The sequence below is a fragment of the Leptothrix mechoopdaensis (SeqCode) genome, from assembly GCF_053893855.1.
The window spans coordinates 1,959,559-1,980,109 of record NZ_CM132699.1 but is presented as its reverse complement, the minus strand read 5'-3'; the positions used below and the strand labels follow the sequence as shown (position 1 = coordinate 1,980,109).

At 70.1% G+C, this 20,551-nt stretch carries 18 protein-coding genes; 5 read left to right on the top strand and 13 right to left on the bottom strand.

Annotated features, from left to right (window positions below):
• Positions 1-18 precede the first annotated feature (18 nt).
• From ACWA7K_RS08765 to badH, 11 genes are all read right to left on the bottom strand, one after another.
• On the bottom strand, positions 19-1,410 hold the full coding sequence (locus ACWA7K_RS08765; protein WP_456167630.1) for an MFS transporter: 1,392 nt from the start codon (positions 1,408-1,410) through the stop codon (positions 19-21).
• Position 1,411: 1 nt separating this feature from the next.
• Entirely contained in the window at positions 1,412-2,113 is a 702-nt protein-coding gene (locus ACWA7K_RS08760; protein ID WP_456167628.1) for an SDR family oxidoreductase, read from the bottom strand.
• A gap of 105 nt (positions 2,114-2,218) precedes the next feature.
• A complete protein-coding gene (locus ACWA7K_RS08755) occupies positions 2,219-2,800 on the bottom strand; it encodes a TetR/AcrR family transcriptional regulator (protein WP_456167626.1) in 582 nt (193 codons plus the stop codon).
• 97 nt (positions 2,801-2,897) lie between these two features.
• Entirely contained in the window at positions 2,898-4,091 is a 1,194-nt protein-coding gene (locus ACWA7K_RS08750; protein WP_456167624.1) for an acyl-CoA dehydrogenase, read from the bottom strand.
• A gap of 2 nt (positions 4,092-4,093) precedes the next feature.
• Entirely contained in the window at positions 4,094-5,263 is a 1,170-nt protein-coding gene (locus tag ACWA7K_RS08745) for an acyl-CoA dehydrogenase family protein (protein ID WP_456167622.1), read from the bottom strand.
• Positions 5,264-5,279: 16 nt separating this feature from the next.
• Complete coding sequence (locus ACWA7K_RS08740) at positions 5,280-6,080, bottom strand: enoyl-CoA hydratase-related protein (RefSeq protein WP_456167620.1); 801 nt, start codon at positions 6,078-6,080, stop codon at positions 5,280-5,282.
• Positions 6,077-7,096 carry a Bug family tripartite tricarboxylate transporter substrate binding protein gene (locus tag ACWA7K_RS08735; RefSeq protein ID WP_456167618.1) on the bottom strand — a complete coding sequence of 340 codons (1,020 nt, stop codon included), beginning with the start codon at positions 7,094-7,096 and terminating at the stop codon, positions 6,077-6,079. Before ACWA7K_RS08735 ends, ACWA7K_RS08740 begins: the two co-directional genes overlap by 4 nt.
• Positions 7,097-7,151: 55 nt before the next feature.
• Positions 7,152-8,795 carry a cyclohexanecarboxylate-CoA ligase gene (gene aliA / locus ACWA7K_RS08730; protein WP_456167616.1) on the bottom strand — a complete coding sequence of 548 codons (1,644 nt, stop codon included), beginning with the start codon at positions 8,793-8,795 and terminating at the stop codon, positions 7,152-7,154.
• A gap of 23 nt (positions 8,796-8,818) precedes the next feature.
• Positions 8,819-9,976, bottom strand: a complete 1,158-nt coding sequence (aliB, locus tag ACWA7K_RS08725) for a cyclohexanecarboxyl-CoA dehydrogenase (protein ID WP_456167614.1) — start codon at positions 9,974-9,976, stop codon at positions 8,819-8,821.
• Positions 9,977-9,992: 16 nt separating this feature from the next.
• Positions 9,993-10,775, bottom strand: a complete 783-nt coding sequence (gene badI / locus ACWA7K_RS08720; protein WP_456167612.1) for a 2-ketocyclohexanecarboxyl-CoA hydrolase — start codon at positions 10,773-10,775, stop codon at positions 9,993-9,995.
• A gap of 27 nt (positions 10,776-10,802) precedes the next feature.
• Complete coding sequence (gene badH / locus ACWA7K_RS08715; protein WP_456167610.1) at positions 10,803-11,573, bottom strand: 2-hydroxycyclohexanecarboxyl-CoA dehydrogenase; 771 nt, start codon at positions 11,571-11,573, stop codon at positions 10,803-10,805.
• A gap of 146 nt (positions 11,574-11,719) precedes the next feature.
• Here badH and ACWA7K_RS08710 point away from each other — a divergent pair, with 146 nt between their 5' ends.
• The gene (locus ACWA7K_RS08710) at positions 11,720-12,232 is read left to right on the top strand and encodes a MarR family winged helix-turn-helix transcriptional regulator (protein WP_456167608.1); all 513 of its coding nucleotides are present in this window, start codon (positions 11,720-11,722) and stop codon (positions 12,230-12,232) included.
• A 4-nt stretch (positions 12,233-12,236) separates the two neighbouring features.
• Here the strand turns inward: ACWA7K_RS08710 and ACWA7K_RS08705 are convergent, their stop codons facing one another.
• Complete coding sequence (locus ACWA7K_RS08705) at positions 12,237-14,030, bottom strand: HD domain-containing phosphohydrolase (RefSeq protein WP_456167606.1); 1,794 nt, start codon at positions 14,028-14,030, stop codon at positions 12,237-12,239.
• A 36-nt stretch (positions 14,031-14,066) separates the two neighbouring features.
• Positions 14,067-14,762: a dienelactone hydrolase family protein gene (locus tag ACWA7K_RS08700; protein WP_456167604.1), complete on the bottom strand. Its 696-nt coding sequence runs from the start codon at positions 14,760-14,762 to the stop codon at positions 14,067-14,069.
• A gap of 158 nt (positions 14,763-14,920) precedes the next feature.
• Here ACWA7K_RS08700 and ACWA7K_RS08695 point away from each other — a divergent pair, with 158 nt between their 5' ends.
• The 4 genes from ACWA7K_RS08695 (at position 14,921) to ACWA7K_RS08680 (ending at position 20,533) form a co-directional block, all read left to right on the top strand.
• The gene (locus tag ACWA7K_RS08695) at positions 14,921-16,807 is read left to right on the top strand and encodes an ABC transporter ATP-binding protein (RefSeq protein WP_456210421.1); all 1,887 of its coding nucleotides are present in this window, start codon (positions 14,921-14,923) and stop codon (positions 16,805-16,807) included.
• Positions 16,808-16,961: 154 nt separating this feature from the next.
• Complete coding sequence (locus ACWA7K_RS08690) at positions 16,962-17,183, top strand: hypothetical protein (protein ID WP_456167600.1); 222 nt, start codon at positions 16,962-16,964, stop codon at positions 17,181-17,183.
• Between the two features lie 172 nt (positions 17,184-17,355).
• Entirely contained in the window at positions 17,356-19,752 is a 2,397-nt protein-coding gene (locus ACWA7K_RS08685) for a YgiQ family radical SAM protein (RefSeq protein WP_456168744.1), read from the top strand.
• A 148-nt stretch (positions 19,753-19,900) separates the two neighbouring features.
• On the top strand, positions 19,901-20,533 hold the full coding sequence (locus ACWA7K_RS08680) for a DUF924 family protein (RefSeq protein ID WP_456167598.1): 633 nt from the start codon (positions 19,901-19,903) through the stop codon (positions 20,531-20,533).
• Positions 20,534-20,551: the final 18 nt, after the last annotated feature.

Genomic DNA, 20,551 nt, shown 5'->3' with positions numbered 1-20,551 from the left:
GGGGCGGCGGATACCGCATCAGCGCGGACGTGTGTTGACCGGCCAGCTCAGCAGGGCGGTGAGCACGGCCAGTGTCGCGTGCAGCAGGTACAGCTTGTCGAAGTCGCTGCGCTGCAGGCTCGCGTGGCCGAGCAGTCCCACCGTGATCGCGACGCCGAGCACACCGCCGATCTGGCGCGTGGCCTGGTTGAAGGCGGCACCGACGGCGTAGTGTTCGGCCGGCAGCCGGCTCACGGCCGCGCCAGCCAGCGACGGCAGGACCAGGCCGACCGCGATGCCGCTCATCAGCAGGCCTGGCAGCCAGTGGCGCAGGTACTCGGGTTGCGTGCCCGGCACCAGCAGCAGCCACAGGGCGCTGCAGGCGTACAGCAGCGAGCCGCCGACCAGGAAGGGCCGGTGACCCAGTCGCCCGGCCAGACGGCCGCTGACGATGGCGGTGGGCATCACCAGCAGGGGGCCCGGGGTCACGGCCAGTCCGGCCTGGGGCAGGCTGTAGTGCCAGACGCCGGTCATGAAGAAGAAGAAGCCCAGGAACATCATCGAGAAGGCCGTGCCGAAGGTCAGCGTCGCGGCATTGACGTAGCGGTAGGTCGCATGGCCGAACAGCTTCAGGTCCAGCAGCGGCGCCGGGTGGACCCGCGCCCACAGCAGGAACGCGATGGCGGCCAAGACACCGCCACCGGCCACCGCAGCGGTCTCGGTCGTCTGCCAGGCAGGGGAGCCGCTCTCGACGATCGCCAGCGCGACCGCGCCGACCGCCGCCATCAGCAGCAGCAGGCCGACCACGTCGACCCGTCGCGGCGCGACCGGCTTGACGGCCTCCTCGACGCGCGAGCGGCTGCGCCACAGGGCCCAGAGCCCGACGGGAACGTTGATGTAGAAGGCCCACGGCCAGCCGGCCTGTGCGGTGACCCAGCTGCCCAGGCTCGGTCCGACCGCCGCAGCCAGCCCGCCCACCGCGCCCCAGAGGCTGATGACGGCTGCGCGGCGCTCGCTCGGGAAGGCCGCCAGCACGATCGACATCGAGGCCGGTGTCAGCAGGGCCGCGCCCAGTGCCTGGACGACACGCGCGGCGACCAGCCAGCCGACCGTCGGCGCCGCGCCGCAGGCCACCGATGCGGCGATGAACACCGCCAGCCCGAGCCGGAACACGCGCTTGCGCCCGTGCGTGTCGGCCAGGCCGCCGGCCGGGATCAGCATCGCGGCATAGACGACGGTGTAGGCATTGAGCACCCACGACAGCGTCGCGGCCGAGCTGTCGGCGAAGCTGTGGCGCAGCGCATCGAAGGCCGCGAACAGCATCGTCGAGTCCAGCGAGACCAGGAAGACCGCGCTGCAGGCGATCCAGAAGGTCGGCCAGGGCGAGGGTGCGGTGACGGCGGCGTCGGCGGTCGTGGTGGATCGACTCACGTCAGCGCACCACCAGGTCGATCGCCGGATCGGCCGACAGGCCTTGCCGGACCTGGCGGGTCAGGTCGTCGCCCAGCACCTCCAGCGCACCGGCTTCCAGCCCGTCCAGCGCCTGCTCGACGATCGCCTCGGGCGTCGCCTTCGGCATCTCGATGCCGCGCGTCAGGTCGGTGTCGACGAAGCCCATGTGCAACGTGAGGACGTGCGTGCCCTGCTCGCGCAGGTCGTTGCGCAGGCCGTTGCTCAGGCTCCAGACCGCCGCCTTCGAGACGGCGTAGTTGGCCAGCAGCGGGTTGGTGATCCAGCTGGCCACCGAGGCGACGTTGAGCAGCGCGCCGCCGCCATTGCGGGCCAGCACCGGTGCGAAGGCCCGGCTGACGCGGAGCAGGCCCATCAGGTTGGTCTCCAGATGCTGGCGCAGCACGGCTTCCGCGTCGTCGGCCAGGAAGCCGCCAAAGCGGGCGATGCCGGCGTTGTTGACGACGATGGTCGTGTCATCGGCCCAGCGTGCCGCCGCCTCGACCTCGGTCGGCGAGGTGACATCCAGCTGGAGCGGCGTCACGCCCGCCAGCGTGACGGTCGACGGGTCCCGCGCGGCGGCGTAGACCTTGCGCGCACCCCGGGCCAGGAATGCCCGGGCGAAGGCCAGGCCGATGCCCCGGTTGGCGCCGGTGATCAGGACGGTCGAATCTTGGATCTTCATGGTCAGGACCTTTTTGTATGACGCCCGTCATATCTGCGGGCAAGCCGCCGTCGGGCGGGTGGATCGGGAGAGGAGCAGGAAGAGGGGCGGGGCCGTGGGCCCCGTTCAGGCGGGTGCGTCGTGACGCCGGATCAGCGCCTCGCGTGTCTGGGCCAGCAGGGTTCGGCCTGCCTTGCCGTCGAGCGTGCGGGCCAGCTGCAGCGCGCCGACCATCGTGGCGGCGACGACGGCCGCGTCGTCAGGTGCCGCGCTGGCTGGCAATGAGGCGGCCACGAGCGCGACGAGGTCCGAGACCCGGCGACGAGCCTCGTCGCGCACGGCGTCGTCCTGGCGTGTCATCTCCGACGCGAGCGCGGCGACGACGCAGCCCTGTTCGGTGCGGTCCAGGTGCGAGTCGTGGAGGTAGGCCCCGACCAGCGCGGCGAAGCGTGTCGCGCCCTTGGCCATGCGGCGCTCGATCGCCTGCGACAGCGTGGCGCGGTTGTCCTGGCCGGCCCGCTGCATGGCCTCGACCAGCAGCGCGTCACGGGACGCGAAGTGCGCGTAGAAGCCGCCGTGTGTCAGCCCGGCCTCCTTCATGATGTCGGCGACACCGACACCCCGGTAACCGGCCCGCCGGATCGCGCGGGCCGCCACGTCGACGATGCGGTCGTGGCTCAGTTCCTTCCGGGTGGGCTGGCTTGACATGATGGCCATCATATTACGGTCATCATGTGGAGCGGTCAAGCCACGCGCCATCGGGCACCTTCCATCGGACGGCAGGACCGTGCCCGCCGCCCCGTCCTCAGCTGAAGGCCGCGATGCCGGTGATGGCCCGGCCGAGGATCAGCGCGTGCACGTCGTGCGTGCCCTCGTAGGTGTTGACCACCTCCAGGTTGACGAGGTGACGCGCCACGCCGAACTCGTCGGAAATGCCGTTGCCACCGAGCATGTCGCGCGCCATGCGGGCGATGTCCAGCGCCTTGCCGCAGCTGTTGCGCTTCATGATCGAGGTGACCTCGACGGCGGCGGTGCCCGCGTCCTTCAGCCGGCCCAGCTGCAGGCAGCCCTGCAGGCCGAGCGTGATCTCGGTCAGCATGTCGGCGAGCTTCTTCTGGATCAGCTGGTTGGCCGCCAGCGGCCGGTTGAACTGGCGGCGGTCCAGCACGTACTGGCGCGCCCGGGCGTAGCAGTCCTCGGCGGCGCCCAGCGCCCCCCAGGCGATGCCGTAGCGCGCGCTGTTCAGGCAGGTGAACGGGCCCTTGAGCCCGCGGACTTCGGGAAAGGCGTTCTCCTCGGGGCAGAACACCTCGTCCATGACGATCTCGCCGGTGATGCTGGCGCGCAGGCCGACCTTGCCGTGCAGGGCCGGTGCGGTCAGGCCCGGCATGCCCTTCTCGAGCACGAAGCCGCGGATCGCGCCGTCGTCGTCCTTGGCCCAGACCACGAAGACATCGGCGATCGGGCTGTTGCTGATCCACGTCTTGCTGCCGCTGAGCCGGTAGCCGCCCGCGACCCGGCGGGCCCGCGTGACCATGCTGCCCGGGTCCGAACCGTGGTTCGGCTCGGTCAGGCCGAAGCAGCCGATCCATTCGCCGGTGGCGAGACGGGGCAGGTACTTCTGCTTCGTCGCCTCGTTGCCGAAGGCGTGGATGGGCACCATCACCAGCGACGACTGCACGCTCATCATCGAGCGGTAGCCCGAGTCGACCCGCTCGACCTCGCGTGCGATCAGGCCGTAGCTGACGTAGTTCAGCCCGGCGCCGCCGTAGGCCTCGGGGATGGTCGGGCCGAGCAGGCCGAGCTCGCCCATCTCGCGGAAGATGGCCGGGTCGGTGCGCTCGTGGCGGAAGGCGTCCTGCACGCGCGGCAGCAGCCGTTCCTGGCAGTAGGCCCGCGCGGCCTCGCGGATCGCGCGTTCGTCCTCGGTGAGCTGGCCGTCGAGCTGCAGCGGGTCGTCCCACGCGAACGGATTGCCCTTGGAAGGCACGGTAGCCATGGTCATGTCTCCTGGTCCTGGTTCATCAGTTCGCGGCCGACGATGATCTGCTGGATCTGCGTCGTGCCCTCGTAGAGGCGCAGCAGCCGGACGTCGCGGTAGAAGCGTTCGACCGGGTAGTCGTTGATGTAGCCCGCGCCGCCGTGGACCTGCACGCCGCGGTCGGCCACGCGGCCGGCCATCTCGGTGCAGAACAGCTTGGCGCAGGACACGCGCATCGACAGGTCCGGATCCGGGCGGTCGGCCGGCTTGTGGTCGTAGCGTTCGGCGACCTCGCGCACCAGCGCCCAGCCGGCGAGTAGCTCGGCCTGGCTGTCGGCGAGCATGGCCTGGATCAGCTGGAAGTCGCCGATCTTGCGGCCGAACTGCTGGCGATCACGGGCATAGCGGACCGACTCGTCGAGCACCCGCCGGGCGATGCCGCAGGCCACGGCCGCGATGTTCAGCCGGCCGCGGTCGAGCACCTTCATGGCCGTCTTGAAGCCCTGGCCGGGCACGCCGCCGATGATGTTGGCGGCCGGCACGCGCACATCCTCCAGGATCACGTCGCAGGTCATCGTGCCGCGCTGGCCCATCTTGCGGTCCTTCTTGCCCAGCGTGATGCCGGGCAGGTCGGCCGGGACGATGAAGGCGGACACGCCCGCCGCGCCTGGCCCACCGGTGCGTGCCATCAGCGTGAAGGCGCCGGCACGCGGTGCGTTGGTGATGTAGCGCTTGGTGCCGTTGAGCACGTAGACATCACCGTCGAGTTCGGCGCGGGTCTTCAGCGACGCGGCGTCGGAGCCCGCATCGGGCTCGGTCAGCGCGAAGGACATCACCAGGTCACCGCTGGCCACGCGCGGCAGGATGTCGGCCTTCTGGTCGGGCGTGCCGTCCATCAGGATGCCCTGCGAGCCGATGCCGATGTTGGTGCCGAACACCGAGCGGAACGCCGGTGCGGTGCGGCCCAGCTCGAAGTTGACCTGCACCTCCTGGCTGACCGACAGGCCGATGCCGCCGTAGGCCTCGGGCACCGTCAGGCCGAACAGGCCCATCGCCTTCATCTCGTCGATCAGGGCGGGCGGGACTTCGTCGTGTTCTTCGAGCAGGTTCTCGGCGGGCACCAGCCGTTCGCGCACGAAGCGCTGCACGGCGGCGAGCAGGAGGTCGAACGATTCAGCGTCGAGGGCCATGGCGGGTCCTGGGGGTTCAACGGTGACGGAAGACGGGCTTGCGGCGGGCCAGGAAGGCGTTCATGCCTTCATGCGCGTCCTCGCTGGCGAAGCGGCCGTAGAGCTGCTGGCGTTCATGGGCGATGCCGTCGGCCAGCGACGACTCGAAGGCGCGGTTGACCGAATCCTTGATCGCCATCAGCGCCGGCAGCGAGTAGCCGGCGATCGTCTCGGCCAGCGCCAGCGCCTCGTCCATCAGGCGTTCGTCCTCGACGATGCGCGAGACCAGCCCGTAGCGATCGGCCTCGATGGCGCTGAGCGTGCGGGCCGACAGGCACATGTCCATCGCCTTGGCCTTGCCGATGGCACGCGGCAGGCGCTGGGTGCCACCGGCGCCCGGCAGCATCGCGAGCTTGACCTCGGGCAGCGCGAACTTGGCGCTTTCGGCCGCCAGGATGAGGTCGCAGGCCAGCGCCAGCTCGCAGCCGCCGCCCATCGCCACACCGGCGACGGCGGCGATCACGGGCTTGCGCACGCGCCGGATCGTCTCCCAGTTGCGGGTGATGAACTGATCGCGGCTGACATCCATGTAGGACCAGCCGGTCATCGTCGTGATGTCGGCACCGGCGGCAAAGGCCTTGGCACCGCCGGTCAGCACGATGACGCCGATGCCGTCGTCGCCGTCGAGCCGCAGCAGCGCCTCGCCCAGCGCGTCCATCAGCGTGTCGTCCAGCGCGTTGAGCTGACGCGGCCGGTTCAGCGTGATCACGCCGACGCGGCCGACGCTGCGCGCCAGCACCACGGGTTCTTGCACCGGAGTGGCTTCGGGGGCGTTCATTCGAGGACGATCTTGCGGTCGCGGATCAGCGTCGACAGGGTCTCGCCTTCCTGCTTCAGCAGCTTGCGGAACTCGGCGTTGTCCAGCGCCACCGGCTCGGCCGCCAGCTCGCCGAAGCGCTGGCTGACCGTCGGGCTGGCCAGCACCTTGGCCAGTTCCCGGCCCAGCCGTGCGGTCGCCTCGGCGGGTGTGCCGTTGGGCAGCCAGACGCCGAACCAGATGTCGAGGCCGGCGTTGCGGATGCCCAGGTCGGCGTAGGTCGGCACGTCCGGGAAGAACGGCGACTTCTTGTCGCTGGCCACGGCCAGCAGCTTGACCTTGCCCGTCTTGATGTGGGGGAAGGCGATGCCGGGATCGAACACCAGGTCGGCCTGGCCGGCCATGACGTCCTGCAGCGCCGGGGCTGCGCCGCGATACGGCACGTGGGTCACGGCGGTGCCGGTGCTCTGCTTGAAGAGTTCGCCGGCCAGATGGGGCGCCGTGCCGGTGCCGGCCGAGGCATAGGACAGCTTGTCCGGACTGGCTTTGAGCAGCGCGATCAGCTGCTTCGCGTCCTTGACCTCCAGCGTCGGCCGCGCGATCACGTACATCTGCGTGCGGCCGATGCCCATCAGCGGCGTCAGGTCACGTGACGGCAGCACGTTCGACTTGAACAGCGACGGGTTGGCCGTCTCGACCGAGGTCGGGGCCACCAGCACGGTGTAGCCGTCGGGTGCGGCCTTGGCCACCTCGGCGACCGAGAGGTTGCCGCTCGCGCCGGGCTTGTTGTCGACGATGACGCTCTGGCCGAGGGCCTCGGACAGGCCCTGCGCCAGCACGCGGGCCATCGCGTCGGTGGTGCCGCCGGGCGCGAAGCCCACGACCATGCGGACGGATCGGGTCGGCCAGGCGGACTGCGCACCGGCCGGGCCGGCGGCGGCCAGCAGGCCGGCCGCGCAGACCGTGGTGAGGGTGCCGGCGAGGGCGGCGAGCACAGGGCGCCGGGCGACCGGGCGGCCGCGGGTGGGGGTCTTCATCGGTGTGTCTCCGTGGGGATCGGGGATCGGGGCGCGAGGGCAGGGACCGTGCGCGTCAGAGCGTGCCGTTGCGCAGCATCTCGCGCAGCTTGAACTTCTGGATCTTTCCGGACGGGGTCGCCGGCATCGCGTCGACGAGGATCAGGCGCTCGGGGATGTACTGCAGCGCCACCTTCTGCGACTTGAGGTGATCGACCATGCCGGCCGCGTCGAGCGTCTGGCCGGCCTTGGGTACGACGATGGCGCAGGCGCGTTCGCCCAGGCGTTCGTCGGGGTAGGCCACGATGGCCACCTGGGCGACGGCCGGATGCCGGTAGAGCAGCACCTCGATCTCGAAGACGGGGATGTTCTCGCCGCCGCGGATGATCACGTCCTTGCTGCGCCCGCTGATGCGGATGTAGCCGTCGGCATCGATCGTGGCGAGGTCGCCGGTGTCGAACCAGCCGTCGGCATCGGTGCCGTTGAGCTGCGGCCGGTGCAGGTAGCCGCCGAAGTTGGAGCAGGCCCGGACCAGCAGCTTGCCGGACTCGCCGGTCGGCAGCGGGCGACCGTCGAGGTCGACCACCCGGACCTCGACGCCGGGCAGCGGGCAGCCATCGGTGGTGCAGGCGAGGCGGTCGTCGTCATCGAGCCGGATCAGCGTGACGGCGCCGTTCTCGGTCATGCCCCAGGCCGACACGATCTTGCTGCCCAGCACCTGCCGGGCCTGTTCGACCAGCGGGCCGGGGATCGGCGCGCCGGCGCACAGGAAGGTCCGCAGGCTGGGCACCGACGTGGCGGCGTCCTTCACGCCACGGGTCAGGTCGGTCAGGAAGGGCGTCGAGGCCATCGTGAAGGAGACGCCCTCGGCGTTGATCAGCTCGATCGCCTTCTTCGGATCCCACACGTCCTGCAGCACGACGCTGGCGCGCAGCACGATGGGCATCATCAGCCCGTACATGAAGCCGGTCTGGTGGGCCATCGGCGAGGCCATCAGCACGACATCGTCCTGCCCCAGTGCCAGCCGCTGCGCGTAGGGAATGATGTTGGCCAGCAGCGTGTTGGCCGAGTGCATCACGCCCTTGGGCTCGCCGGTCGTGCCCGAGGTGTAGATCAGCTGCGTGATGTCGTCCGGGCCAGGGCGTGCGCGCGACAGGATCGCGGCCGCATCGGGCTCGCGCTCCCAGGCGGGTTCGGTCAGCAGGGCGTCGAAGTCATCGGCACCACCGCCACCGACGACGATGACGCGCTCCAGCCCGGGCAGGTCCGCCTGCAGGCTGCGGGCCATCGCCTCGTGGTCGAAACCCCGGAAGACCCGCGGCACCACCAGCACCTTGGCACCGCCGTGGCGCAGCATGAACGACAGCTCGCGCTCGCGGAAGATGTGCATCATCGGATTGAGCACGGCACCGATGCGCGAGCAGGCCAGGTAGAGCACGGTGACCTGCCAGCCATTGGGCAGCTGCATCGCGACGACGTCGTCGCGGCCCACGCCCAGCCGCGTCAGGCCCACCGCGACTCGATCGGCCATGGCCGCGAGCTCGCGGTAGCTGAAGCGGCGCAGCTCGCCCGATTCGACCCGCACCGCCGTCAGGGCAATCTTGTCCGGACAGGCGGCGACGCAGGCGTCCAGTTCGTCGTTGATGGTGCGGTCATGCCACCAGCCGCGCGCGATGCTGTCGGCGCGCCGGGGCGGCAGGAGGACGGGGTCGAATTGCATGGCGTGTCTCCGGTGGGTCGTGATCAGGCCGGCACGAACCGGCGTCCTGCCCGGGTGCGGGCGATGATGGTCTTCATGATCTGGGCGGTGCCGTCGCCGATCTGGAAGCCCAGGACGTCGCGCAGCCGCTGTTCCATCAGCCCGCGGTCATAGCCGCCGTGGCCGTGGCAGAGCAGGCACTGGTGGATCACGTCGTAGGCCAGCTTCGGACCCCACCACTTGGCCATGCCGGCCTCGGCGGAATGCGGCAGGCCGCGGTCCTTCAGCCACAGGCCCTGCAGACACAGCAGGCGGGCGCCTTCCACCTCGGTGTCGTAGGCGGCCAGGGGATGCGTGACGCCCTGGAAGGCCGACAGCGGCTGGCCGAAGGCCTCGCGCTGGGTGATGTAGGCCCAGGTCTCGTCCAGCGCGACGCGTGCCACCGCCAGGCACTGCAGGCCGATCAGCGAGCGCGAGAAGTCGAAGCCGTGCATGACCTGCACGAAGCCCTTGTTCTCCTCGCCCAGCCGATGGCTGGCCGGCACGCGCACGTTCTCGAAGAAGATCGATCCGCGGCCGATGGCGCGCTGGCCGTGGCAGTCGAAGCGGTTGGTGGTCACGCCCGGCGTGTCCATCGGCACCAGCAGCGCGGTCACGCCGTGGGCGCCGGACTCGGTCGAGCCGGTGCGGCCGAACACCACGGTGATGTCGGCCTGGTCGGCCGCCGAGATCGAGGTCTTCTCGCCGTTGATGACGTAGACATCGCCGTCGCGCTCGATGCGCAGGCGCAGGTTGGCCGCGTCCGAACCGCCGCGCGGCTCGGTCAGCGCGATGGCGCAGATGGCCTCGCCCTGCACGATCTTCGTCAGCCAGGGACCGACGATCTCCGGCTGGCCGTAGCGCGACAGGATCTGGCTGTTCAGCGAGGCCAGCAGGTTCAGGTAGGAGAAGCTCAGGTCGGCGCGGGCGATCTCCTCGTGGATCACGCCGGCGGCCAGGCAGCCCAGGCCCATGCCGCCGAAGGACTCGGGCAGCTCCGGGCAGATGAAGCCCAGGTCGCCCATCTCGCGCAGCAGCGTGCGGTCGAGCACGCGGGTCCGGTCGCGCTCCTGGAAGCCCGGCCGGACACGGTCCTCGGCAAAGCGCCGGACCGTTTCGGCCAGCGCCTGCAGGTCCTCGTCGATGTAGGGGTTCGGGTTCATGGCCGTGTGCCCCGGCTCACTTGGCGAACTTGCGGAAGTCGGGCTTGCGCTTTTCCTTCAGCGCGGCCACGCCTTCCCTCGACTCTTCGGTGTCGTAATACAGCTTCAGCGCATACATGCCCAGGCCCGCGATGCCGGCCTGGTGGGCGGTGTCCATGTTGAAGCTGCGCTTGGCGATGGCAATGGCCGTCGGGCTGCGTTCGCAGATCGTCTCGGCCCATTCCTGCACGGTGGCATCGAGCTCCTCGTGCGGCACGCAGATGTTGGCCAGCCCCATCGCCACGGCCTCGGCGCCGGTGTAGCGCTTGTTGAGATACCAGATCTCGCGGGCCTTCTTCTCGCCGACCACGCGGGCCAGGAAGGCCGTGCCGTAGCCCGGATCGACCGAGCCCATCTTCGGGCCGACCTGGCCGAAGATGGCCTTGTCCGAGCAGATGGTCAGGTCGCAGATCGTGCACAGCACGTTGCCACCGCCGATCGCGAAGCCCTGCACGCGGGCGATGACCGGCTTGGGCACGTCGCGGATGCCGGTGTGCAGTTCCTCCATCGGCAGGCCGATCGTGCCGCGACCGTCGTAGTTGCCGTCATGGGCGGACTGGTCGCCGCCGGTGCAGAAGGCCTTCTCGCCAGCGCCGGCCAGCACGATGCAGCCGACCTCGCGGTCATAGCCGGCCTTGTTCAGCGCCCGGATGATCTCGTCGCAGGTGGTGCCCCGGAAGGCATTCATCTTCTCGGGGCGGTTGATGGTGATCCAGGCCACGCGGTTGCGGACCTCGTAGAGGATGTCTTCGAACGTCATGGGAACTCTCCTGGGCAGTTGGTCGGGTCAGCCGTTCATCGTCAGGCCGCCGGAGACGCTCAGCACCTGGCCGGTGATGAAGCCCGCGTCGTCGCTGGCGAAGAAGACGATGGCGCTGGCGAGGTCGTCCGGCTGACCCAGGCGGCCGAGCGGGATGGCGCGCGTGAAGGCCTCGATCAGCTTCTCGGGGTTGGGCGCGCCTTCGGCCACGCCGGCCAGCAGCGCGGTGTCGGTGGGGCCGGGGCAGACCACGTTGACGGTGATGCCGTGGCGGGCGTGCTCGCGGGCGATCGTCTTGGAGAAGGCCACCAGGCCGCCCTTGCAGGCCGCGTAGACCGCCTCGCCGGACGAGCCGACGCGGGCCGCGTCGGAGGCGACGTTGACGATGCGCCCGCGCCGCCGTTCGGCCATGCCCGGCAGCACGGCGTGGTGCAGGTGCAGCGCGCCGGTGAGGTTGATGGCGATCAGCCGGTCCCACTGCTGCGGCTCCGTCTTCGTGAAGGGCTTGAAGACGTCCCAGCCGGCGTTGTTGACCAGCACGTCGATGGCACCGAGCGTGCGCTCGGTCTCGCGCACGGCGGCGTCGACATCGGCTCGCTCGGTGATGTCGCAGCGGACCGCCAGCGCGCGGCCGCCCGTAGCGCGGATGCCGGCTGCGACGGCCTCGGCGGCATCCAGGTCACGGTCGAACACGGCGACGGCCGCGCCTTCGGCGGCGAAGCGCCGGCAGGTCGCCCCGCCGATGCCGCCGCCGCCGCCGGTGACGATCACGGTCTGGTCGTGGAAACGCTGGTTCATGGATGCTCTCCGTTGCAATGGCAGGGCAAGTGGGTGAAGATGAAGCGCATCACCTACTTGGTTAAGTCAATATGTTGACGCAACTGTAGGAGAGTTCATGAACACGCTCAAGGGGTCGATGCCGTCTTGAGTTCAGGGATTTCCCGATGAGTGATTCGAGAGAAACGAAGATCGGTCTTGCCAACAGGTTGTTCTTTCGGCTTTATCAATGTGCCAACATGTTGCACAAGACCGGCACCCGAGCGGTCGAGGATGAAGGGCTGACGACGCAGCAGTGGGCGGTGCTCGGGGCGCTGTCGCGCGAGCAGTCGCAGGCGGGCATGAGCGTGGGGGACCTGGCGCGCTACCTGATGGTCAGCCGCCAGAACCTGTCAGGCCTGATCAGCCGGATGGAGCGCGACGGGCATGTGACGGTCGCCGCCAGCGGTCAGGACCGGCGTTCGCGCGTGGTGACGATGACCGACTCGGGCCGGCATGTCTGGCACGACCTGGCGCTGCCGAAGATCCATGACTACTACGAGTCGATCCTGTCGGACTTCTCGGTCAACGACGTGACGCACACGCTGCACTACCTGCTGAAGATCCTCGAGAACATGCAGCGGCTCGATGCGGAGCGGCTGAGCGCCGAAGGCGAGGAAGAGGCGAGCCCGTCGGCCTGACGGCTCAGGCGTGGCCGCCGGTCGCGGCCTCCGCAGCGGGCGCGGTGTCGTGCTCCAGCATGGCGAAGGTTTCCTCGTGTTCGAGGAAGAGCCGCACCAGGTCGGGATCGAACTGGCGACCCGATTCCCGGCGCAGGTAGTCCAGCACATCGGCGCGTGGCCAGGCCTTCTTGTAGGGCCGTGACGAGGACAGGGCGTCGTAGACGTCGCAGATCGCGACGATGCGGCCGGCGATAGGGATGGCCGCACCGCGCAGGCCTTCGGGGTAGCCACTGCCGTCCCAGCGCTCGTGGTGGGTCAGCGCGATCTCGCGGGCCATGTGCAGCAGGGGGGTGTCGAGGCCGGCGAGGATGCGCGCGCCGATCAGCGGATGGCGCGACATGATGCGGCGCTCCTCGTCGTCGAGCCGGCCGGGCTTGAGCAGGATGTGGTCGGGGATGCCGATCTTGCCGATGTCGTGCAGCTGGCTGGCCAGCCGCATGCGGCCGACCTGTTCGGGTGGCAGGCCCACGAGGCGGGCGAGGTGGGCGCACAGCCGGCTCATGCGCTGGACGTGGTCGCCGGTCTCGTTGTCACGGAATTCGCCGGCCCGGCCGAGCGTCTGCAGGATCTGCAGCTGGGTCGCGTACAGGCTGTCGTGCTGGCCCTGGACCGCCTGGGTCATGCCGAGGAAGCTCTGCTGCAACAGCTCGATCTCGATCAGCCGGGTCGGCGCCAGCGGGGTCAGCGCGGGCTGGGGCGTGTCGTCTTCGGCGTGGCGCTCGTGATCACCGAAGCGGCGCAGCGCGGTGACCAGCGCACGCATCGGCCGGGTCACGCGGCGCACCAGCACCAGCGCGATCAGGCTCAGCAGGGCGCCCCCGGCGAAGCAGATGGCCGCCGTGCGCCAGCGGACGTCCGACTGCGCCTGCTGGATCGCCGCCGCCGGTTCGCGCACGACGACCAGCCAGCCGAACTGGCGGCCGGCGGACGAGGCGCTGACCGGCTCGCAGGCGGCATAGACGGCGTCGCCCCGATCGGGCCAGCGCAGCTCGACGGCGAGCTTTCCGCTCTCGCGCAAGGCCGGCTTCAGCGACGAGAGGTTGCCGGTGCTGCCGGCCGTGTCGTGCAGGATCGTGCCGTCGCGGGCGGCCAGGGTGGCGGCGAAGCCGGGCACCGACGGGCTGGCGAGGCTCTGTTCCAGGGCCTCGATGACGACGTCCATCCGGAAGTGGCTCACCAGCACCGATTCGACCCGCCCCTGGTCGTCGAGCATCGGCAGTGCGACGTCGAACTGCCGCATCGGCAGCGCGGCGCTGTCCTGCGGCGTGGGCATGTCGAGCGCGACACCGGCGTGCAGGTCACCGTAGTAGGGCTGGCCCTTCATCGCGCCGACGAACCAGTCGCGGCGGGACTGGTCGCTGCCGACCAGCACGCCGTCCGAGCCGGCCAGCACGCGACCGTCCGGTCCGACCAGCCCGAGCCAGGCGAACTGCGGATGGCCGGCCTTGTAGCGGTCGACCACGCGCTGGCGGGCGGCGCCATCCTCCCGGGGGATGTCCTGCTGCAACGTGTCGCGGGCCTGCTCGACGTCGTTGAGCCGTTCGTCCAGCGTGGCCGCCAGGCGTAGCGCGATGTCGCGCGCATTCACCGACAGGCGCAGCTGCAGCTGGCTGCGCACGCCGTCGACGCCCCAGTCGGCCACCTGCCAGCCGACCAGGACCGCCACCAGCACCGAGGCCACGACGATGCCCCCCAGCAGCGCCGCCTCGATCGACAGGCGCCAGCTGGCCAGCGGGGTCCGGGTGGGGTGGGTCATGCGGTGGGGCGCTGGCGCGTAAGGGGGGGGCGACGTTCAGCCCAGCGTGCGGCCGAAGAAACGCAGCGTGCGGTCCCAGGCGATCTGCGCCCAGGCCGCGTCGTACTGGACCTGCGGGATGCGGCGCGGACCGATGGCGGTCTCGTTGGCAAAGCCGTGCTGGGCCAGGTAGTGGTGGAACTCGTAGGTCACGCCGGCCTCGCGCAGCTTGGCCTCGAAGGGCGCGACGGTGTCGGGCGCGAAGAACTGGTCCTGCGTGGCCCAGTGCCCGAGCACCGGCGCCTTGATCTTCGTGGCGTCGATGTAGTCGAGCGGCGGCTGGCCATACCAGATGGCGCCGGCGTCGATCTCCGGCACGAAGCACAGCGACAGCACGGTCAGCGCACCGCCCATGCAGAAGCCGGTGACGCCGACCTTGCGCCCGTCGGCCTTCAGGTGCTGCACGGCGCCGCGCACGTCCTGCGAGGCGGCATCGGCGAAGTTCAGGCCGTCCATCAGGTGATGGGCTTCCTCGGCCTCGACGGTCGACTTGCCGCGGTAGAGGTCCGGCACCAGCGCGACATAACCGGCGGCGGCCAGCCGGTCGGCCACGCCGCGGATCTGGTCGTTCAGGCCCCACCATTCCTGGATCACGACGACGGCCGGCGTGGCGGCGCTGACGTTGGCGGGTTCGGCGAGGTAGCCCGAGACGCTCTGGCCGTCGGGACGCTGGAAGGTGATGTTCTGGCCCATGTTCGCTCCGCTGTTAAGGAATGATCAGCTTGTAACGCATCGCGCCGACGGCGTCGTCTGGGGCTTTCCGGCAGGCCGACCCTGCGGCGCCAGGCGCCTGCGTCTACGATGCGCGGTTTCGCGCGGCCGGCCTTCGACCGCGCTGCCTGGAGCCCCCCTTGTTCGCATTCTTCGAGCGCCTGGTCGACGCCTATCCCGACACCCGGCCCGCCCCGCCGCCCACCACCTTCCTCGGCTTCATCTGGGCCTGCAGCGAGGGCACCCGTCCGTTCGTGCTGGCGATGACGATCTGCACCGCGCTGATCGGCGCCTTCGAGGCGCTGCTGTTCGGCATGCTCGGCCGGGTGGTCGACTGGCTCGGCGCGGTCCAGCCTTCGCAGCTGTGGACACAGGCCCGCGGTGAACTGCTGCTGCTGCTGGCGGTCATTGTGGCCAGTCCGCTGTTGGTGGGACTTCAGACCCTGTTCAAGCACCAGACGCTGGCCGGCAACTTCCCGATGCGGCTGCGCTGGAACTTCCACCGCCTGATGCTCGGCCAGAGCATGGCGTTCTACTCGGACGAGTTCGCCGGCCGGGTCGCCGCCAAGGTGATGCAGTCGGCGCTGGCGGTGCGCGACGTCGTGCTGATCGTCACCGACATCCTGGTCTTCGTGACGATCTACTTCGTCACGATGGCGCTGCTGGTCGGCGGCTTCCACCCGGTCATGCTGCTGCCCTTCGCCGGCTGGCTGGTGACCTACGGCCTGGCGGTGAAGTTCTTCGTGCCGCGCCTGGCGCGGGTGTCGAAGAACCAGGCCGATGCGCGCTCGCTGATGACCGGTCGCATCACCGATGCCTACACCAACATCACGACGGTCAAGCTGTTCTCGCACGCCCACCGCGAGGCCTCGTATGCGCGCTCGGCGATGCAGGAGTTCATGCAGACGGTGCACGCGCAGATGCGGCTGGTCAGCGGCTTCGAGGTCGGCATCCACAGCCTGAGCATGATGTTCATCCTGTCGACCACGGCCGTCGCGCTGTGGCTCTGGACGAAGGGCGAGGTCGGCATCGGCGCGGTGGCGGCGGCCACCGCGATGGCGCTGCGGCTCAACGGCATGTCGCACTGGGTCATGTGGGAAGTGGCCTCGCTGTTCGAGCACATCGGCACCGTGCAGGACGGCCTGGCCACGCTGACCAAGCCCAATGCGGTGCTCGACCGGGCCGACGCGAAGGAACTCGACGTGCCGCACGGCGAGATCCGCTTCGAGGCGGTCGATTTCGGCTACGGCAACTCGCCGTCGCTGCTGCAGGGCCTGGACCTGCACATCCGCCCGGGCGAGAAGATCGGCCTGGTCGGCCGCTCCGGCGCGGGCAAGTCGACCATCGTCAACCTGCTGCTGCGCTTCCACGACCTGCGCGGCGGGCGCATCCTGATCGACGGCCAGGACATCGCCGCCGTGACGCAGGACAGCCTGCGCGCGCACATCGGCATGGTCACGCAGGACACCTCGCTGCTGCACCGCTCGGTGCGCGACAACATCCTCTACGGCCGGCCCGATGCGGGCGACGCCGAGATGGTGTCGGCCGCGCGGCGGGCCCAGGCCGACGAGTTCATCGCCACGCTGGCCGACCCGAAGGGCCGCACCGGCTACGACGCGCACGTCGGCGAACGTGGCGTGAAGCTGTCGGGCGGCCAGCGCCAGCGCATCGCGATCGCGCGGGTGATGCTCAAGGACGCACCGATCCTGCTGCTCGACGAGGCCACCAGCGCGCTGGATTCGGAGGTCGAGGCGGCCATCCAGACCACGCTCTACCAGCTGATGGAGGGCAAGACGGTCGTGGCCATCGCGCACCGGCTGTCGACCATCGCGGCGATGGACCGGCTGATCGTGCTCGACAAGGGCCGCATCGTCGAGGAGGGCAGCCACCACGAGCTGCTGTCGCGCAACGGCATCTACGCGAGGCTTTGGGCGCACCAGAGTGGCGGCTTCCTGGCGCCGGACGTGGACGAGTCGGAAGTGGTGACGGGTGTCGACCTGAACGGCTCGTACAGCCTCCAGCCTTGATCCCGCTCAGGGCCGGGAAAACCGTCACGGACCACGGCGGGCTTGCCGGATTGGGGTCAGACGACCCCTCGTTTCCGGGTTTTGCGCGACGCCTCGGGGCGGCACGATGGGCTCATCGAGTCCTGGTCCCGTCACCGTTTCGGAGGTCCGCACCATGAGTCAGACATCCCGTGAGGCCGCTTCGGCGGCGCGTTACGAGATCCGCTTCCAGTCGCTGTACGACAGCGGACGCGGCCTGAGCTTCCCCTGCGACGCGCAGGGCCGCGTCGGCGAGGAACACCTGAGCGAGCGCGCCCGGCTGGCCTACCGCCGGGCCCAGTCGCTGGTCGGCCGCGAGTACGCTACGCCGGCCGTGCAGCTCAGCGACCTGCACTGACCGCCCCGGTCGAATCCCCGCCGCTGGCGAGGGACAAGACCCGACCGTGGTCGACCGCGCCGGCTGCGGGGACAATCGCAGGTTGCCCCTCGCCTGATCGACGCCCGTGACCGACTCCGCTCTCCAGACCGCCCCGACCGCCATTCCCCGCGCCCCGTCCGGCCCCGCCGCGATGCCCGTGGCCCGGCCGCTGACGTCCTGGCGCCCCCACTGGGCCAAGCGCTTCGGCGTCGCGCCCTTCCTGCCGATGAGCCGCGCCGAGATGGACGCGCTGGGGTGGGACTCCTGCGACGTCATCGTCGTCACCGGCGATGCCTACGTCGACCACCCGAGCTTCGGCATGGCCGTGATCGGCCGGGTGCTGGAGGCGCAGGGCTTCCGCGTCGGCATCATTGCCCAGCCCGACTGGCAGAGTGCCGACCCGTTCAAGGCGCTCGGCAAGCCCAACCTGTTCTGGGGCGTCACGGCCGGCAACATGGATTCGATGATCAACCGGTACACGGCCGACCGGAAGATCCGCAGCGACGATGCCTACACGCCCGGCAACGTCGGCGGCAAGCGGCCGGACCGCGCCTCGCTGGTCTACGCCCAGCGCTGCAAGGAGGCCTACCCCGAGGTGCCCATCGTGATGGGCGGCATCGAGGCCAGCCTGCGCCGCATCGCCCACTACGACTACTGGCAGGACAAGGTCCGCCGCTCGATGGTGGTCGACGCCAAGTGCGACCTGCTGCTGTACGGCAACGCCGAACGCGCGATCGTCGAGATCGCCCACCGCCTGGCCGCCGGCGAGCCGGTGCGCCGCATCACCGACGTGCGCGGCACCGCCTTCGTGCGCCGCAGCGACGACCCGGACGCCGCCGGCTGGTTCGAGATCGACTCGACCGAGGTCGACCAGCCCGGGCGCATCGACAGCCACATCAACCCCTACCAGACCACCGCCGAGCAGGCCGCCGCCCAGGGCAGCAGCTGCGCGAAGGAAGACGGCGAGGCGCCTGAGGCGGACGCAGCGCAGACCGGGACGACCGACACGCCGGCCCAGGGCGACGTCCGCCCGATCACCTTCATTCCCGGCCCGCGTGCGCAGGCGGCGCTGAGCGGGCGCATCCAGATGCCGCCGCGCGAGCGCACCGTCATCCGCCTGCCGGCCTACGAGCAGGTCAAGAGCGACCCGGTCCTCTACGCCCACGCCAACCGCGTGCTGCACCTGGAGACCAACCCCGGCAACGCCCGCGCGCTGGTCCAGCGCCACGGCTTCGGGCCGACCGCGCGCGACGTCTGGATCACCCCGCCGCCGATCCCGCTGACCACCGCCGAGATGGACTGGGTGTTCGGCCTGACCTACGCCCGCAGCCCGCATCCGGCCTATGCCGACGAGCGCGGGGGCCACGACGGCGCGACCAAGATCCCGGCCTGGGAAATGATCCGCTTCAGCGTGAACATCATGCGGGGCTGCTTCGGCGGCTGCACCTTCTGCTCGATCACCGAACACGAGGGCCGGATCATCCAGAGCCGCAGCGAGGACTCGGTGATCCGCGAGATCGAGGACATCCGCGACAAGGTCAAGGGTTTCACCGGCGTCATCTCCGACCTCGGCGGGCCGACCGCGAACATGTACCGCATCGGCTGCAAGAGCCCGGCCATCGAGGCCGCCTGCCGCAAGCCGAGCTGCGTCTACCCGGGCATCTGCCCGAACCTCAACACCGACCACGGCCCGCTGGTGCAGATGTACCGCCGGGCGCGCGCGCTGCGCGGCGTCAAGAAGATCCTGATCGGCTCGGGCCTGCGTTACGACCTGGCGGTGCGCTCGCCGGAGTACATCAAGGAACTCGTGCAGCACCACGTCGGCGGCTACCTGAAGATCGCCCCGGAGCACACCGAGGAAGGCCCGCTGTCGAAGATGATGAAGCCGGGCATCGGCAGCTACGACCGCTTCAAGCAGCTGTTCGACAAGTACAGCGCCGAGGCCGGCAAGCAGCAGTTCCTGATCCCGTACTTCATCGCCGCACACCCGGGCACGACCGACGAGGACATGATGAACCTCGCGCTGTGGCTGAAGAAGAACGGCTTCCGCGCCGACCAGGTCCAGACCTTCTACCCGAGCCCGATGGCCACGGCCACGACCATGTACCACTCGGGCCTGAACCCGCTCAAGGGCATCAGCCGTGTGGCCGGCAAGGGCGAGAAGGTCGACGTGGTGCGCGGCGAGCGCCGGCGTCGCCTGCACAAGGCCTTCCTGCGCTACCACGACGCCAACAACTGGCCGCTGCTGCGCGAGGCGCTGCAGGAGATGGGCCGCGCCGACCTGATCGGCAACGGCAAGCACCACCTGATCCCGACCTGGCAGCCGGCCACCGGGGGCGGCTACGTGAGCCCGCGCCGCAAGAACTCGACCCCGCAGGCGGCGGGATCGGGCAAGGTCATCGTGCCGCAGGCGGTGGGCAAGGCCGCGCCGAAGGCCGTCGCCAAGACCGCCGCGCCGAAGGCCGGTCCGGTGCGTGGCCGCATCCTGACCCAGCACACCGGCCTGCCGCCGCGCGAGACCGGCGGGCCGCGCAAGAAAGGGCGCTGACCTTCTCGACGGGGTCCGCCAGAAGTGGTCCACGCTGCGACTGACGGACGACTTTTTCCAACGGTAACGACCGGCAGCCCCCCGGTCGTGGCACCTTCGGCTGCCGGGCCTGGTTCAAGGGCCCCTGGCCTCCGTCACCGTGCCGTCGATGTTCTCCCTCATGTCACCCGCTGCATCCCACCTTGCCTCCGCCCAGGAGGTGCTCGATTTCTGGTTCGGCCCGCCCGGCTCGCCGGCCCACGGCCGGCCGCGCACCGAGTGGTTCCGCAAGGATCCGGTCTTCGACGCGCACATCGCCGACCGCTTCGGCCCGCTGGTGCAGGCCGCCCAGGCCGGTGGCCTGCTGGACTGGGAGCCGCTCGACTCGGGCGACGCCGCCCAGGCCCGCCAGGCGCTGGCGCTGCTGATCGTGCTGGACCAGTTCCCGCGCAACCTCTACCGGGGCGATGCCCGATCGTTCGACGGCGACGCACGGGCGCTGGACGTCGCCGGCCGTCTGGTCGCCGCCGGGCTGGACCGGCAGCTGCTGGGCATCGAGCGCCAGTTCGTCTACCTGCCGTTCGAACACGCCGAGTCGCTGGTCGCCCAGCGCTGCGCGATGGCGCTGTTCACCCAGCTCGCGCGCGACGAGCCGGAACTGGCCGACCTGCTCGAATGGGCCCGCCGCCACCACGACATCGTCGCGCGCTTCGGCCGTTTCCCGCACCGCAACGCGGTGCTCGGCCGGCAGAGCACGGCCGAGGAGATCGAGTTCCTGAAGCAGCCCGGCTCGGGGTTCTGAAGGCGTCGGCGGCGGCCC